General features: G+C 70.2%; 11 protein-coding genes. 6 read left to right on the top strand and 5 right to left on the bottom strand.

Features of this window, described 5'->3' with window-relative positions; all coding sequences use genetic code 11:
- Nucleotides 1-137: 137 nt before the first annotated feature.
- Nucleotides 138-1544: a dihydrolipoyl dehydrogenase gene (gene lpdA / locus B9L22_RS16475; RefSeq protein WP_034654525.1), complete on the top strand. Its 1407-nt coding sequence runs from the start codon at nucleotides 138-140 to the stop codon at nucleotides 1542-1544.
- Between the two features lie 183 nt (nucleotides 1545-1727).
- A complete protein-coding gene (locus tag B9L22_RS16470) occupies nucleotides 1728-3014 on the top strand; it encodes a tyrosine-type recombinase/integrase (RefSeq protein WP_086151183.1) in 1287 nt (428 codons plus the stop codon).
- 54 nt (nucleotides 3015-3068) lie between these two features.
- Here the strand turns inward: B9L22_RS16470 and B9L22_RS16465 are convergent, their stop codons facing one another.
- Together B9L22_RS16465 and B9L22_RS16460 are read right to left on the bottom strand one after the other, a co-directional pair.
- Nucleotides 3069-3758 carry an SMI1/KNR4 family protein gene (locus tag B9L22_RS16465; RefSeq protein ID WP_086151252.1) on the bottom strand — a complete coding sequence of 230 codons (690 nt, stop codon included), beginning with the start codon at nucleotides 3756-3758 and terminating at the stop codon, nucleotides 3069-3071.
- Nucleotides 3759-3854: 96 nt separating this feature from the next.
- The gene (locus tag B9L22_RS16460; RefSeq protein ID WP_233140198.1) at nucleotides 3855-4070 is read right to left on the bottom strand and encodes a helix-turn-helix domain-containing protein; all 216 of its coding nucleotides are present in this window, start codon (nucleotides 4068-4070) and stop codon (nucleotides 3855-3857) included.
- Nucleotides 4071-5177: 1107 nt separating this feature from the next.
- On the opposite strand from B9L22_RS16460, the gene B9L22_RS16455 reads away from it, so the two are divergent.
- Nucleotides 5178-10259, top strand: coding sequence for a hypothetical protein (locus B9L22_RS16455; RefSeq protein ID WP_198947325.1), 5082 nt, complete (start codon nucleotides 5178-5180; stop codon nucleotides 10257-10259).
- A gap of 563 nt (nucleotides 10260-10822) precedes the next feature.
- Here the strand turns inward: B9L22_RS16455 and B9L22_RS16450 are convergent.
- Nucleotides 10823-11266 (bottom strand): MarR family winged helix-turn-helix transcriptional regulator, encoded by a 444-nt coding sequence (locus tag B9L22_RS16450; protein ID WP_086151182.1) that lies wholly within the window; start codon nucleotides 11264-11266, stop codon nucleotides 10823-10825.
- On the bottom strand, nucleotides 11263-12207 hold the full coding sequence (locus B9L22_RS16445; RefSeq protein WP_086151181.1) for an alpha/beta fold hydrolase: 945 nt from the start codon (nucleotides 12205-12207) through the stop codon (nucleotides 11263-11265). The genes B9L22_RS16450 and B9L22_RS16445 overlap by 4 nt, the downstream gene beginning before the upstream one ends.
- A 204-nt stretch (nucleotides 12208-12411) precedes the next feature.
- On the opposite strand from B9L22_RS16445, the gene B9L22_RS16440 reads away from it, so the two are divergent.
- The 3 genes from B9L22_RS16440 to B9L22_RS16430 are packed head-to-tail and all read left to right on the top strand — an operon-like array spanning nucleotide 12412 to nucleotide 15164.
- Nucleotides 12412-13221, top strand: coding sequence for a CPBP family intramembrane glutamic endopeptidase (locus B9L22_RS16440; protein WP_198947324.1), 810 nt, complete (start codon nucleotides 12412-12414; stop codon nucleotides 13219-13221).
- Nucleotides 13222-13230: 9 nt separating this feature from the next.
- Nucleotides 13231-14463 (top strand): sensor histidine kinase, encoded by a 1233-nt coding sequence (locus B9L22_RS16435; RefSeq protein ID WP_086151179.1) that lies wholly within the window; start codon nucleotides 13231-13233, stop codon nucleotides 14461-14463.
- Nucleotides 14460-15164, top strand: coding sequence for a response regulator transcription factor (locus B9L22_RS16430; protein ID WP_086151178.1), 705 nt, complete (start codon nucleotides 14460-14462; stop codon nucleotides 15162-15164). The genes B9L22_RS16435 and B9L22_RS16430 overlap by 4 nt, the downstream gene beginning before the upstream one ends.
- Here B9L22_RS16430 and B9L22_RS16425 read toward each other — a convergent pair.
- Complete coding sequence (locus tag B9L22_RS16425; protein ID WP_086151177.1) at nucleotides 15161-15703, bottom strand: gluconokinase; 543 nt, start codon at nucleotides 15701-15703, stop codon at nucleotides 15161-15163. The two genes, B9L22_RS16430 and B9L22_RS16425, sit on opposite strands and share 4 nt — an antisense overlap.

The following is a 15703-nucleotide window of genomic DNA, read 5'->3' as shown; positions in this document are numbered from 1 at the left end:
GCATCCCGGCCATCGTCGCCCGGGCGCCGACGCGCGGTCAACACCGGGACGGCGCAGGACCGGGGCGGGGCCGGGTGTGGCGGACGTCGCGCACGCGGGCGCGCCACGGCCGATGCTGCGCCAGTAGGCTTGAGGCCATGGCATCCCACTACGACGTCGTTGTCCTCGGTGCAGGTCCCGGTGGTTACGTGGCCGCGATCCGTGCAGCCCAGCTGGGTCTGTCGGTCGCGGTCGTGGAGGAGAAGTACTGGGGTGGGGTGTGCCTCAACGTGGGCTGCATCCCGTCCAAGGCGCTCCTGCGCAACGCCGAGCTCGCGCACATCTTCCAGCACGACGCGAAGACCTTCGGCATCTCCGGAGAGGTCAGCTTCGACTTCGGCGCGGCGTTCGACCGCTCGCGCACCGTCGCGGAGGGGCGCGTCAAGGGCGTGCACTTCCTCATGAAGAAGAACAAGATCACCGAGTACGACGGCCGCGGCACGTTCCGCGACGCGCACACGCTCGACGTGAAGCTCGCCGACGGCTCGACCGACCAGGTGACGTTCGACAACGTCATCATCGCGACCGGCTCGAAGGTGCGCCTGCTCCCCGGCGTCGAGCTGTCCGAGAACGTCGTCACGTACGAGAAGCAGATCCTCACGCGCGACCTGCCCCGCTCCATCGCCATCGTCGGTGCGGGCGCGATCGGCATGGAGTTCGCCTACGTCCTCAAGAACTACGGCGTGGACGTGACGATCATCGAGTTCCTCGACCGCGCGCTGCCCAACGAGGACGCCGACGTGTCGAAGGAGATCGCCAAGCAGTACAAGAAGCTCGGCGTCAACCTGCTCACCTCGACCGCCGTCCAGACGGTCAAGGACAACGGCGCCGACGGCGTCACCGTCAGCTACAAGGGCGTCAAGGACGACAAGCCGGGCGAGCTCGTCGTCGACAAGGTCCTCATGGCCGTCGGCTTCGCGCCCAACGTCGAGGGCTTCGGCCTGGAGAACACCGGCGTCCAGCTCACCGAGCGCGGCGCCATCGCGATCGACGACGTCATGCGCACCAACGTCGAGCACATCTACGCGATCGGCGACGTCACCGCGAAGCTCATGCTCGCGCACGTCGCGGAGGCGCAGGGCGTCGTCGCGGCCGAGACCATCGGCGGCGCCGAGACCCTCACGCTTGGCGACTACCGCATGATGCCGCGTGCGACGTTCTGCCAGCCGCAGGTCGCGAGCTTCGGCCTCACCGAGCAGCAGGCGCGCGACGAGGGCTACCAGGTCAAGGTCGCGACCTTCCCGTTCATGGCGAACGGCAAGGCGCACGGCCTCGGCGACCCGGTCGGCTTCGTCAAGCTCATCTCCGACGAGACCTACGGCGAGCTCCTCGGCGGCCACCTCATCGGCCCCGACGTCTCCGAGATGCTGCCCGAGCTCACGCTCGCGCAGAAGTGGGACCTCACCGTCAACGAGGTGGCCCGCAACGTGCACACCCACCCGACGCTGTCCGAGGCCGTCCAGGAGTCGATCCACGGTCTCGCGGGGCACATGATCAACTTCTGATCCCACGCCTTTCGGCGTGACCCGGATCACACCTGGTCAGAGGCCCGGATCTGCGAGTTCTCGCAGGTCCGGGCCTCTTTCTGTACTCGGGGAGGCGTGGACCCTAGAGACAGAAGAGGCCCAGCGGTTCCATCCGCTATGGCACGGGGATGGCACGACGGGCGCACGACCAGGAGGCAGACCATGGCCAGCAAGGCACCCCGGCGACGTGAAGCGTGGGGATCATTGAGGCAGTTGACGTCGAAGCGGTGGCAGGCGAGATACACGGTGCCGGACGGAAGGACCTACTCAGCCCGCACCGAGGACGACCGCTCGCTGACGTTCCTGACGAAGGGGGACGCTCGTGCATGGCTCAGCCGGACCCACGACGCGATCGCGAAGGGGACGTGGGAGCCGCCGTCCATCGCGGGCGAGCGCCGGGCAGCGGAGGCGCGCGCGGCCGCACTCCGCGACGTCACGTTCGCCGACTACGCCGAGCAGTGGCTCGCGCGCATTGAGTCGGAGCCGGGCAAGGGTGGCCGGATGCGGAAGCCCGGCACGATCCTCACGTATCGCGGCCGGGTCAGGAACTATCTGCTCGGACCGCTCGGCGACGTCCCGGTTCGCGAGATCGACGACGACCGGGTCCGCGCGCTGGCCCGCTCGCTGGTCGCGCTGCCGTCGGTGCTGCGCCCTGGCGCGGCGACCAACGGCGTCGCGGCCCTGGCGATCGACGTCCTCAAGATGATCCTGCGTGCCGCAGTAGGGGACGGCGTCCTCGCCGCAATGCCCGTGGTCCCCACACCCGCCCAGCGGTCCGTCCGCCACGACCAGGACCACACCCCGGAGGACGACGTCGCCACGCCGGCTCAGGTGGAGGCGCTCTACGCGGCCGTCCCGGAACGATGGCGCATCGCCGTGCTGCTCGCCGCCTGGTGCCAGCTTCGCCGAGGCGAGGCCCTCGGCCTGCAGCGGCGGGACATCGTGTGGTCCGACGACGGGGCGTCGGCCGCGCTGTTCGTGCGCCGCCAGAAGAACGGCTCGACGGGCGACCTGACAGATCCCAAGTCCGACAAGGGAGTGCGGTCGATGTCTGTGCCGCCGCTCATGCTGGACCGGCTTCAGGAGCACCTCGACGCTCACGTGGCATCAGGGCGAACGGCTCCGGTCGTTCCCCAGGACGAGCGGGGTCTGCGGCACATGTCCGCGACGCAGTGGAACGCCGTCTGGTCCAGGCATCGGGGCGCCGTCGACGGTCTGCCCGAGGGCTACCGGTTCCATGATCTCCGGCACACGGGGCTCACGCGGTTCGCTCAGGAGGGCGCGACGCTCGCCGAGCTGATGCGCCGCGGTGGTCATGCCGACATCCAGGTCGTTCTGCGCTACCAGAAGGCCACGATGGAGCGCGACATCGACCTCGCCGCGAAGATGAGCCGGACTGTCGCGGCCGAGCTCAGTCGCGTGCACCGGACAAAGCCGGATGCCGCCTAGATTGTTTCGCTAGGGGCTGCTGGGGAAGAGCCGGATGTCCGGTGGCCTTCGGCATCACGACCGGGGCGTCGCGGCGGGAGCGAGAGTCGCTTCCGCTTCGTCCAGCCACCGGAGATACCACTCCGTGAACGAGGCGGCGCTTGGATAAAGGTTGCCGTCGTCTGCCCGGTTGTCTGTCCAGACCTGTCCGCGGAGTGGTCCGGAGACAATCAGCCAGTCGTAGTAGGCGCACCCCTGGTGGGCGAGATAGACAGCGCCCACCGTGTGATCGTCGGAGTAGTACCAGCCTTCGAAAGTCGCTCGCCAGGCCTCGTACGCCGCATCGAACGCCTCCTCGTCATCGAAGGAGTCCTGATCGGGCTCGCTCGTCAGTGCCTGTCGCAGCCTTTCCGGTTCGATCGGCCCAGGGAACGGGGCGGCGAGTCGGTGGACGTCCGTCGAGACCTCCATGGGGCGGGTCTGCCAACGCCAGTTTGACCCGTCGAGTTCCAGCGTGACGAGGCCGTAGAAGGGCCCTGCTCCGCCAGCCCCCACGATGCGGAGGAACTCGCGGTAATCAGCGGGCAGCGTGACTCCCCACTGCGCCTCTGCTTCAGCGAGATCGTCACGCGTTAACGGCTCGTCCAAACGGAACTCGTGCCCCATGGCGCCGAACACCTCGAGTCGGCGATCAGACCTTCCAAGCGCGAGGACACGCTCCCGCACCGCGTGCCAGTCAGTGTCTACGGCGTCCCGTTCCGTCATGGGCCCGAATCTAGTGGCGGCGACCGCGGCGGTGACCACCAGCGTCACCTCAACGTTGCAGTCCGCGGGTTTGCTCCCGGTCTACTGCGACGCGGTCTAGGTTCGCCGTGCGCTCGGGATCTCGACCAGTAGCTCATGCTCAATGTCGTCGAGGTCGAGGCGCACCAGGCGGCCGACGCGGTACCCGGTGATGGTGCCGTCCGAGATGCGGCGGCGGACGGTCTTGACCGAGACGTGCAGGTGGTCGGCCGCGTCCCGCAGCGAGACGAGGTCGTGGCGCGGCAGGCGGGCGGCGGTGGGGTGCGTGGTCACGGGTGCCTCCGTTCGTCCTCGTGGGCCCCGTGGTGGACCCGTACTCATCGCATTGGTGTGCGGCGGGCGCCCGACGGCGGCGTGACCGGGCGAAGCGGGCTGCCACCGTCGGTCGGCGGGCATGACGTGGAGGCGGTCCTCGTACGTGCACGAGCGCATGTCGAGCGACAGGGCGACTCCCGCGACGAATCGCGGCCTGATGCGGTCGCGTAGCTCGTGCAGGCCCTGCAGGTCGGCGCTCGAGATCCGTTCGCCGGCCTGCCAAACTGTGAACTCTGCAGCGCATCCACTTGTAAGCCTTCATCCACTGAACTGCCACGTTTGCAGGGGCACATCGAAGGCGTTGAAGAGGGAACCGGCCCGCGCGCTGGCTTGTCGGCAGTGCGCCAGACGTTCATGGCGGCCGGGAAGGCAGAGGCCCGACGGAGCTGGAATCAGGTGAGAGGGAGCATGCGCCTTCCGCGTGCGCTGGCGAGGCGGTGGAGCCCGAAAGCACGATGACACTCGCGAGCGTTGGGCCCACCTGCGACTACGCAGCGGTGTCACTCGGCGAATGGTGTTCGAGCGCGCGGCCGAGCGGCGGTTTCAGGGCCGGATCGGCTGGGCGCTTGGACAGCGCGGGCGTACGCCGTTCCGCTCGAGGTCTGCGACCTCGTGACGGACCTGGCGATTCGCCATACCCGTCACGACCTGCGGTTTCGCTTCACTGGCTCGCGATCCGATGCTCTGTCAGTCCGACCCCTCCAATCGGACCGGTCGCGACGTCCTCGATCCAGGATCGCACACGGCTCGCACGCCATTGCCGACTTCCGTCCCTGGCCGCTCGACTGCGCTCGTCCCGCACCCATCTTCCGTGCCTCACCCAACACGTACCCCCGCTTCTCGGAGCCGCCACACCTCTCGCTCAGCCGGTTATGGGTAGCTCGGCGTCATTCAGAGCGTGCGCGGACCACGGACTCGCGGCGTCCGCGGCACACCTCCAGTTGGAGGTGTCGCAGGCAACGATTCTCGAAATGGGTCGGTCAAGTCCTGTGGCGTGGTGTGTTCGCTGGTCACTCGGGCGTGGTGAAGTGCACGATCCTTGCGGGCCTGAGTCAGGATGTGAACGTGCCGAGCAAGGAAAGTGCCGCCGAGGAACCACTGGCTAACGCCGCTGGCCACCCTGGCCACGCCGCAGCGGAGGGCGAAGGCGGGACAGGAGTTGTCAAGGCGAAGCGCGGCTCGAGTCCCTACGCGACCGGTGGCGGTGGTGTGACCTTCGCCCAGCTCGTGGCATCCGTGTACTTGGCCAGCATGCTGACCGGTGGCCGGCGGCGGGAGATCTCCGACCTCCAGGTTCGGACAGTTGGGTTTCAGAACGGTCCGGAGCACCCGATCGATGACCTCCTCATCACGTGCGGCAACAGCACCATCGAGGCGACACTCGCGGTGGCGTGTCGGGCGACCCCGAACTTCGTGCACAGCGACGACGAGACGGTGAAGCTGGTCAAGTCGTTGCTTGCCGAGGTCGAAGAATTCGACTCCGATGCCCACCAGGTCGCCGTGGCCACTGCGGGGCGGAGCGCCCAGTGGGATGACCTGGCGAGGTTGTGCGACATCGCTCGCGCACACGCCAGGCCGGCGTCGTTCAAGGCGTCGATGGATGTCGACGGCCGCTGGACGAAGCAAGTGCGCGGCAGGTTCGACCAGTTCCAGAAGATGGTCTCGGCGGCGATGAAGGGTGCGGTTACTGCCGACGAAGTTCTTCGGGTGTCCTGGCGGCTGCTCGGCCGTCTGCATGTGCTCGGTTTCGCGGTGCAGTCACCCGACGAGAGCGACCGCACGGCGGTCGCGATGACGCTGGACGGAGTCGCAGACGCGTCCGGTGACGGCGTCGCTCTTCGGGACCGGTTGGAGACCCTGGCCGCGGGCTACGACAGCAGGGGCGGCGTCGTCGATCTCAACCTGGTGCGCCGGGACCTGCACGGGCATCTGAACGTGGCTGCTACCCGAACCAGGCAGGCGTGGAAGGTCCTGGAGGAGCATCGCGACCTGGCCGTGGGCGGTGTGCGCACGACCATCGGAGACGGCGCACCTGGTGGGCCTGTCGAGCTCGCGTTCGCTGGCCGACGCACTCGACTGAGTGAGGCGATTTTGGACGCGGGGCTGAACAACACCGGGCTGCTCGTCTCCGGCGAGTCCGGCATCGGCAAGAGTGCGCTGACGCTGTCGGCTGTCGCCGAGCTGGAGGCTGCGGACCGGGCCGGGTTCGAGGCCGCGGTGGTGAACTTTCGGTCTCTTCCGCAGTCGAGCCTGGACCTGCGCGGTGTGCTCGGCGTGTCGGTTCAGGATGTGCTGACGGAGCTGTCGGCGCCCTCAAAGGTGTTGGTCATCGACGCTGCGGATGCTGCGCTGGAGCGGAACGCCGCGCTGTTGAGCGACCTGGTGTTGGCCGCGAAGGCGGCGGGCGTCGGTGTTGTGGCGGTGTCCTCGGACGTGGCGTCGGAGTTCGTGCGGGAACAGTTGTCAACTGGGTTCGCTTCCACAGCGCCTTTCAAGATGGACCCGCTGGGCGATGACGACGTCGCGGTCGTCGCGGATGCGTTCCCACTCCTACGTCCAGTGTTGAGGGACCTGCCGAAGAACTCGCTCCTGCGCCGGCCGGTGGTCCTCGACCTGCTGGCTCGGACCGGTGTGAAGCTTGAGGGCACCCTGAGCGAGTGGGACGCGCTGAACCTAGTGTGGACGGCCGTTGTCCGTGGTGAGGGGCGTCCAGGTGTCGGCTCGGCAGAAGCGCGGGCGCAGACGCTTCTCGCGGTGGCGGCGGCTGCCATGCATCTGCCTGCTGAACTGCGGCCCTCTGCCGGCATCGACTTCGAAGCGGTCGACGCGTTGCGCCGTGACCACCTGCTCGCGCCAGCCAACCCGTACCGGGAGGCACCGGAGTTCGCGCACGACGAGATCCGCCGGTACGCGACGGCCATTCTGCTGGTTCGGGCCGCAGACATGACCGGTGTCCTGGATGCGTCTGCGGTCCCGCGGTTGGCGATGTCAGCAGCTACTCTCGCGTGCAAGGGCCTCTTCAAGGACATCGGCAAGAAGCCGGACGTCAGGTTCGTCCACCTGCTCTCGCAGTTCAAGGCATTCGCCGCGAAGCATGGTGCCCGGTGGGCCGACGTCCCGGTCGAGGCTGTCATGGAAACCCCCGACGCGTACGAGTGCCTGAAGGCTGCGCTCGACGACAAATCGTCTGGTCTCGCGCTCGCCGACGCCGTCCGCATCGTCAACCAGAGGCACAAGGTCGGCGGGCTGATCGACGTCACGGCCGCGAGCGCGGTCGTCCGCATCCTGCTCGACTACAACGAGCCATGGGACGCGGCCAAGGACTCCTTCGAACTGCTCGCGGACTGGCTTCAGGCGCTCGTCGTCGCTGATGAGCCCGCGGGCAACCGTCTCCGTGTCGCGCTCCGGGCGCGACTCTTTGCACACTGGAAGGCGTACCCGCCGAGCGAACCCGCCGAGGGCGACCTCGAAATCACGTCCCTCTTCACCGGGATGCGGCCGCGGCGCCGACGCCGAGGCGACCTCGATTACCACGTCACCGGCGAGAGGTTCGTCGAATGCTTGGCGCTCCTCGGAGCGGACATCGACGACGACATCGAAGCGTGTCTGCGCGCCATCGCCGAGGACGCGCCGGCGTTCCTTGCGCCGGCAGCTGACTCCCCGCTGAGTGCCCGTGCCGTGGGACAGCACGACCCTGAACTGCTCGCGATGCTTATTGAGGCCTACTACGTCGACGACGAGGAGAGTAGTTGGCACCGCGATGAAGGCGTCCGCGGCCATCAGGGACGATGGACGAGTGTCGGTGGCCCGTTCTGCGCGTACTGGTTTGGTGGGTTCTGGCAGCTGTGCCACTACGCGCACTTCCAGACGTGGGTCCGGGTGCTGAACAACATCCTGAACAGCGGCGCGAACGCGCGCGTCAGGAGGAACACCGACGGGGTCTCCCTTCCAGCCGACACGCACGGCGATGTCGCGACCGAGGATGCAGGCAATCGCGAGGAGCGAGGCTTCGTCCTGGACCTGGATGGAACGCCGCGGCTCTATGTTGGCGACTCGGCCACGTGGAGTTGGTGCCGGGGCACGACGGTCGGGCCATACTCGGCGATGAGCGCTTTGCAGGCGGTGGAGCGCGTCCTTGAGACGTGGCTGGACCAAGGCGCGCCTGTCGAGCGCGTCATCGAGATCGTTCTTGAGGGCTGCAAGAACTTGGCGATGCCCGGCATGCTGTTCGGGGTGTTGGTGCGCCATCTCGACAAGGTTGGCGACGCCCTCGACCGGTTCCTCGCGGAGCCGGTCGTGTGGGAACTCGAGTTCGCCCGCGCGACCTACGAGTACTCGGGTCTCGCTGCTCGCACCGAGGGGCTCGTCAACCTCGACCGGCGTAAGTGGACGCCTCGTGAGGTCGCGGCCGTGTTGCTCACCACAGGTGGTGAGGAACGCGTCGAGGCGTTGAAGAAGGTTGGCCATGCGCTCGTGGGCAACGGTGACCTGCTCGGCCTTCCGCGTGAGGCGACGCTGAACTGGGCGGCCAGCTTGGATGCCGGGAAGTACAAGCTGACTCAGGTCCCCGAAGGTCTGCAGATCGAGGTTGAACCGCCGCCGGAGGTTCGTGCCGCGCAGGAGGAGCAGGCGGCGTACCAGGAACTGGTCAACACCAGCCTGCGGCTGCAGAACAGGTACTGGGGTTCGGCCAAACACGATGATGACTATGTGCCACCGACCTCCGAGGAAATCGCTGCCGACCTGGTCGCGGGAAAGTCGCTGCTCGAGACCGAGGACGGCATGATGCCCACACGGCCAGCTGACGCGGTTGCGCACGTCATTCGCGTCGCTGTGGAGCGTGCAACCGCTGGTGACCTTACGGCGTTTGGTGACCAAAGCGGGTTCGCAACCGAGTTCGTTCTTGCCGTCGCATCCTGGTTCCGTGACGCTGAAGACCAGCGAGACGAAGGGCAGTACTTCGACCTCAGTGCCGACCGGGCGATTGCTCAAGCCCTCCCGGCATTCCTGACGCCTGCGCTCGCCGAGCCACTCGCAGCCGCAGGCGGCACCGTCGAGGGTGTCGCCGATGCTGGACTTGCGATGGCTGGCAAGGCGTCAGTCGAGACCCGGTTGTTCCTGGCCCGCGGGTGCGACGTTGTCTGGACGGCGCCTTGCGAAGGTGACCCGTGCATCCACGGGGTCGCGCTGGACTGGTTGCTAGAAACGGCTCGAAGCGCCGAGATCGGCCCATGGGACCAGGGTGGGCAGCGGCGCGCTCCGGTGCGCATCGACGGTGATGTCGTGGCGCGCTTGGAGCAGCTCCCCGGCGACTCGATCAGTATCTCGTTGCTCGACGCAGTCATCCGAGGGCTCGGAGTCGCCGCAGCGGCCGACCACTGCCGGACGAACGACGCGGTGACCTTGCTCCACCGCCTGCTGGGTGTCCAGTCCCGAGCCATGGTCGTGCACGAGGACAAGGGCTGGACCGCTGACCACCGCGGCGACCACACCCTTATCGCTGCCAGAGCACTCCTCAATGTCTACTCGAATGACGGCGACACAGCTCCCGTTCTCGAGCATTTGGACGTGCTGCGAGCGGACGCGAGTCTGATGTCCAACCTCCTACACGGGCTGGCGGCCGCTGGCGCCGAGAACGAATGGTTCGCCGACGCCGCCCGTCGTTTGTGGCCCGCTGTGTTCGGGCGTGGACTCAGCTATGCGGACAGCGAGGAGAGCCCCTACAGGGACCATCACTGGGGCGACTGGGCGGCGAGCGCCCTCCTTCCCTCTCCTCTCGCCTGGGCCAAGGGCATGTACAACGAATGCGCTGGTGCACCTCTTGACTGGGTCCGCGCTGAAGACCTTCTTGACCTTATTGACGACTGGCTGCCAATCGCCCAGGGCGAGGGCAGGTGCCTCGACAGCCTCATCGGACTCCTACGCCGGCTCCCCGTCGAGGTTCAGGTCCGTCGAGGTCTCGCGTGGGTCACCGCCCTGTGCGTCCAAGACGGCACTGTGGCCATCACTCAGTCATGGAGCAGCAACGTCTGGCTCAAGGAGGTTCGTCAGACGGCAGAAGAGCTCGAAGTCCTGGATGAGTGGCAGAGGCTCGTTGACTCCCTGGTTGTCGCAGGGAACGAAGGGCTCGCACCGTACAGCCGTTGACGCCCGTCGGACAGCAGGAGCCGCGTGGCAGTGATAGCCCTGCGGGGCTGATGGTTCTAGATGACACCTCGCCGAGCCCATTGCGGTCGGACGGGTGACGGCCATCGACTTCCGGCTGGTCTCTTGCCGGAGGGCACCGCGTGAGGGCGCTGCCGATATGAACCGTGTCGTGCCGTGCGATGATGGCTGGCCTCCGCGATGGTGCCCGGAACAGGTCGCGCAGTTGCGCTCCGCGACCCAGGCGAGCCGCAACCGTGGTCGGTAGGCTCGAAGTCGGGCTCGCGCGTCGGGCAGCGTCAACGCTGTGTGGCACGGGGAAGGCACGAACCGCGTGCGAATCCTCAGAATCCGCGGAATCTCAACGATCACGCCAGATGATCAACTTCTGACCCGTGAGACGCGGTCGCCTGCGCGGGCGACCACCCGAGCCGAGGCCCGGACCTGCTTGTTCCAGGTCCGGGCCTCGTGCTGTCCGGCGGGCGTGCGCGCGCCTGGGGACGAACGTGCCCCCGCGCGCCCTCGCGGGGAAGGCGTACGGTCCGCCGGGCGACCCGCCGGTGCCGCTAGGCGAGCGTCCGCGTCACGTGCTCGAGCCAGCGGGCGACGGTGGCCAGCTCGTCGGGGGTGAAGCCTTCGGTGAGGCGGTCGTTCAGCTCGGCGAGCGCGGCGCGCACGTCGTCGAGCGCCACGGTGCCGGTGGGCGTGAGGTCCAGGCGGACGGTGCGGCGGTCGTCGGGGTCGGGGCGACGGCGCACGAGGTCCGCGCGCTCCATGCGGGCGAGCAGGCCGCTGGTGCCGGCGGGGGAGGCCTGCAGCGCGGCCGTCACCTCGCCGATCGTCGCGCCGGGGTGGGTGGCGAGGTGCAGCAGCACGCCGGCGGCGGCGGCCCCGAGTCCCGGGCCGCCGTCCCCGGTCGTGCGCGCGCTGCCGCGGCGCGCGATCCAGCGCCGCATCTGGCGCTCCGCCGCGGTGGTGAGGAGCACCAGCCGCGGCGGGCGGCCCGTCATCGTCGCGGCTTCCTGGCGGGGAAGTGGACGTTCCCGTCCTGCTGCGACGGGGCGGCCGCGGCGCGGGCGTCGAGCCAGGCGAGGAGCTCGGGCCAGAGCGTGTCCCGCAGCCCGCGGCGGAAGAAGCCCATGTGGCCGATCGCCTCCACGCCGCCGTCGGCGGGGCTCCAGGTGCGGCGCTCGACGTGGGCGGCCGTGAGGCGGTCGGTGATCGCGTCGATCTGCGCGGGGGTGGCCCACGGGTCGTCGGTGAACCCGACGGCGAGGACGTCGCCCGTGACGCGGGCCGCGTCCGCGGCGGCGTGCATGGTCGGGTCGTCGAAGAAGTAGCCCGGCATGGTCGACCAGCGGCTCCACTCGAGCATCGCGGCGGCAGGCATGTCCTCCCCGAGGCTCAGACGACGGCCGGGGACGTGGCCGAGCACCCGGGCCGTCGCGGGGCCGAGCGCCCGCAGGATCAGTCGGACGCGCGCACGCTCGGCGCGGTCGGGGATCGCGGACGTCGCGGCGACGTGGGACGCGACCGTGACGAACCCGGCCAGGCCCCGCGAGCCCTTGCCGAGCGCGAGCGCGTGCCCGCCGATGCTGTGCCCGACGGCGAGCTGTGGCACGTCGCCGAACCGCGGGCGGGCCCACGCGGCGACCGCGGGGACGTCGTCGGCCATCCAGTCGCGCATGCGCAGGCCACGGTGGTCGCGCGGGCTGCCAGACCGGCCGGTGCCGCGGTAGTCGTAGGTGACGGCGACGTACCCGTGGGTGGCGAGGAACTCCGCGAACCCCGTGTACAGACGCTCGGGGACCGCCGTCGCGGGGTGGATCACCACGACACCGCGGGGGGACTCCTCGGCGGGCTCGCGCACCGTGCCGACGACCCAGCCGCCCGCCGGGATCTGGATCCGCAGCTCCTCGGAGCCCACCGTCGCCGGGCTGTTGTTTCGCATGCGAAGTACCCTAGCGGGCCGCGCGGGTCCCCCGCGAGAGCTACTCCGGCTGCTCACCCCGGGGTGATTCGCGGGAGCACCCGAATTCCTAGCGTTGCCGGTGATCGCCCGACCGGGCGATCACGCACAGCGACGGAGGCCCGCATGAGCACGACGACCACAACACCTCGCCCCCGTGCCGGGGAGGGCTCCGGAGGCGGTCCGGTGGCTCGCCTCGTGCAGCACCCCCTGGTGTGGATGATCGCCGGCACGATCGGCGTCGGCCTCGTCGGGCGCCTGACCGCGTCGGCGGAGCCGTTCCTGCTCCTCCCCGTGCTGGGCGCTGCGCTCGCGGTCGTCGTCTACCGGGTGGTCATGCGGTTCCTCGCCCGACGTCGCACGCCCGAGATCGCGGCCCGCCGCGCCGTGCCGGAGGCCCTGCTGGGTGCGGCGCTCGGGCTGGGCTTCGTGGCGGTGTCCGCGGCCGTCGTCACGGCCCTCGGCGGCTACTCGTTCCGGGTCGCCGACGTCGACCTCCTCGCGGTGGTGGCCCCGATCCTCGCGGTCACCGTCGGGGCCGCCGTCGTCGAGGAGCTCGTGTTCCGCGGCCTCGCGCTCCAGGCCCTCGAGCGCCTGCTCGGCAGCTGGGTCGCGCTGGCGGTGACGGCGGGGTTCTTCGGCCTGACGCACCTCTTCAACCCGGGCGCCACCCCGTGGAGCGCGCTGGCGATCGCGATCGAGGCCGGAGGTCTGCTCGGCGCCGCGTTCCTGTGGCGCCGCAACCTCTGGTTCGTCATCGGCCTGCACCTCGCCTGGAACGCCGCCGTCGCGCTGCTCGGCATCCCCGTCTCGGGTCACGCCGCACCGGGCCTGCTGGTCGCGGACGTCTCCGGGCCGAGCGTGCTGACGGGTGGGGCCTTCGGCATCGAGGGCTCGCTGGTGACCGTGACGCTCGGCGCGCTGATCGCCGTCCCCCTGCTCGTGCTCGCGCGACGCCGCGGCCGGCTGGTCCCGGCGCACCGCCGTCGCCCGTAGGCTCGGGCCGTGCCCGCCCACCCCGTCCTCGACCGGGCCGCACGCACCGGTCCGACGTCCCGACGGTGGCGAGCGAGCCGACAGGACGCCGGGGACGCCGCGCTCGCGGTCGCCCTCGCGGCGCTCGGGTTCGTCCCGACGCTCACGGCGATCGGCGTCGAGCTCGGCGACCTGCCCGAGCGGCCGACGGACGGCCTGTCCGTGGCGCTCCTCCTCGCGCAGTGCCTGCCCCTCGCGTTCCGGCGCCGCGGTCCCGGGGCGTGCCTCGCCGTCGTCGGCGCCGCGTTCGCCGTGGACCAGGTCCTGTCGTACCCGCCGACGTTCGCGAGCGTCGGCCTCTACGTCGCGCTGTACAGCGCCGGGGCTCACCTGGAGCGGTCCCGGCGGACGGCCGCCGTCGTCGCGACCGCGGGCTACGTCGTCCTCGCCGGCACGCTCGTCGGCCTCGGCTCGCCGAACCGGGTGCCGGTGTTCCTCGCGTTCTTCCTCGTCCTGGTGGTGATCTGGCTCGCCGGGACGGCGGTGCGTCGTCGACGGGCCGAGGAGGTCGAACGTCGTCGGCTCGCCGCGGACGTCGCGACGTCCCAGGAACGAGCCCGGATCGCGCGCGAGCTGCACGACGTGGTGACGCACCACGTCACGGCGATGGTCGTCCAGGCCGACGCCGCGCAGTACCTCCTGGCCGCCGCGCCCGAGCGCGCGGCCGAAGGGCTCGTCGCGATCAGCGGCACCGGGCGACGCGCCCTGACCGAGCTCCGGTACCTCCTGGGCGTGCTCGAGGCGACGGGCGAGTCCGCGTCCGAGGGTCGGGGCCCCACCCTGGGTCGGGTGGGCGATCTCGTCGAGCAGGCCCGCCGGTCCGGCCAGCCCGTGGAGTGGGCCGGGGAGGACGGGGCGCCTGACCTGCCCGACGCCGTCGGGCTGGCCGCGTACCGGGCCGTCCAGGAGGGACTCACCAACGCCCTCAAGCACGCCCCCGGGCGGCCGACCACCGTCCGCCTGCAGGGCGGTGCCGACCGCGTCGAGGTCGAGGTCACCACCGCGGGGCCCGCGGCGGCGGGCACGCCGGTGCCGCTCCGGCCCGACGCCGCGCAGGCGGCGGCCCCGGCCGGACGCGGGCTCGCCGGCCTGCGCGAGCGCGTCCGCGTCCTCGACGGTGCGCTGGACGCCGGCCCGACGCCGGACGGCGGCTTCCGCCTGCGCGTCCGGATCCCCATCGTCCCGACCAGGTGCAGCCCATGACCCTCCCGACGCCGGGGTCGCGCCCCCCGATCCGCGTGCTGGTGTGCGAGGACCAGGAGCTGGTCCGCGTCGGCTACGTGACGATCTTCTCCGCCCAGGCCGACATGGAGGTCGTCGGTCAGGCGGAGGACGGGCGCGCCGCCGTCGAGGCCGCGCGACGGCTGCGGCCCGACGTCGTGGTCATGGACATCCGGATGCCCGTGCTCGACGGCATCGAGGCCACCCGCCGCATCGCCGGCCCCGACGTGGAGACGCCGACCAAGGTGCTCGTGGTGACCACGTTCAACGTCGACGAGTACGTCTACGAGGCGCTGCGCGCCGGGGCGAGCGGGTTCCTGCTCAAGGACGCCCCGCCCGCAGAGCTGGTCGACGGCGTCCGCACGGTCGCCCGCGGCGAGTCCCTGCTGGCGCCGTCCGTGACCCGTGCCCTGATCGGCCGCTACGCCGAGCGCGTGCGACCGTCCGACACGACCCGCCGCGCGCGGGACGAGGTCGTGCGCGCCCTGACGCCGCGCGAGCGAGAGGTGCTCGAGCAGCTCGCGGCCGGGCTCTCCAACGCGGAGATCGCCCGCGAGCTCGTCATCACCCCGGAGACCGTCAAGACGTACGTGTCGCGGATCCTCGCGAAGCTCGGCCTGCGCGACAGGGTGCAGGCCGTCGTGCTCGCGTACCGGGTGGGTCTGGTCTCGGCGACGGACTAGGTGGTACGGGCCGCGACGTCGGTGACGCCGGCTCCGAGCCAGGCCGTGACCACGTCGACGATGCGGTCGGGCGCCTGGGCGACGTCGACCACGAGGCCGGTCTCGTCGCTCGCCACGGGCTCCAGCGTGGCGAGCTGGGAGTCCAGGAGCGCCGGCGGCATGAAGTGGTCCGTGCGCGCCGCGATCCGTCCCGCGAGCAGGTCACGGTCGCCGTGGAGGTGGACGAACGCGAGGTCGCCGCCGCGCCGCAGTGCGTCCCGGTACGTCCGCCGCAGGGCCGAGCAGGCCACCACGGCGGGTGCTCCCGCGTCGGCGCCGGCCTGCAGGACCTCCGCGACACGGCCGAGCCAGGGAAGCCGGTCGCCGTCGGTCAGGGGAGTGCCGGCCGCCATCTTCGTGACGTTCCCCGGCGGGTGCATGTCGTCGGCGTCGACGAAGCGCAGACCGAGGCGGGCTGCCAGGAGGCTGCCGACGGTCGACTTGCCGCACCCTGCCACGCCCATGACGACCACCCCCTCGAGGGCGTCGGTGGCCGCCAT

It is taken from the genome of Cellulosimicrobium sp. KWT-B (genome assembly GCF_002127155.1).
In the GTDB taxonomy this organism is placed as follows: Bacteria; Actinomycetota; Actinomycetes; order Actinomycetales; family Cellulomonadaceae; genus Cellulosimicrobium; species Cellulosimicrobium funkei.
The sequence above is the reverse complement of the archived record's forward strand: the minus strand, read 5'-3'. Positions and strand labels throughout refer to the sequence as shown.

Bases quoted from the DNA above. Each gene is read 5' to 3' on its own strand.
- B9L22_RS16465 (WP_086151252.1), bottom strand. From the start codon at position 3,758: ATGACGGAACGGGACGCCGTAGACACTGACTGGCACGCGGTGCGGGAG.
- lpdA (WP_034654525.1), top strand. From the start codon at position 138: ATGGCATCCCACTACGACGTCGTTGTCCTCGGTGCAGGTCCCGGTGGT.
- B9L22_RS16425 (WP_086151177.1), bottom strand. From the start codon at position 15,703: ATGGCGGCCACCGACGCCCTCGAGGGGGTGGTCGTCATGGGCGTGGCA.
- B9L22_RS16470 (WP_086151183.1), top strand. From the start codon at position 1,728: ATGGCCAGCAAGGCACCCCGGCGACGTGAAGCGTGGGGATCATTGAGG.
- B9L22_RS16445 (WP_086151181.1), bottom strand. From the start codon at position 12,207: ATGCGAAACAACAGCCCGGCGACGGTGGGCTCCGAGGAGCTGCGGATC.
- B9L22_RS16430 (WP_086151178.1), top strand. From the start codon at position 14,460: ATGACCCTCCCGACGCCGGGGTCGCGCCCCCCGATCCGCGTGCTGGTG.
- B9L22_RS16450 (WP_086151182.1), bottom strand. From the start codon at position 11,266: ATGACGGGCCGCCCGCCGCGGCTGGTGCTCCTCACCACCGCGGCGGAG.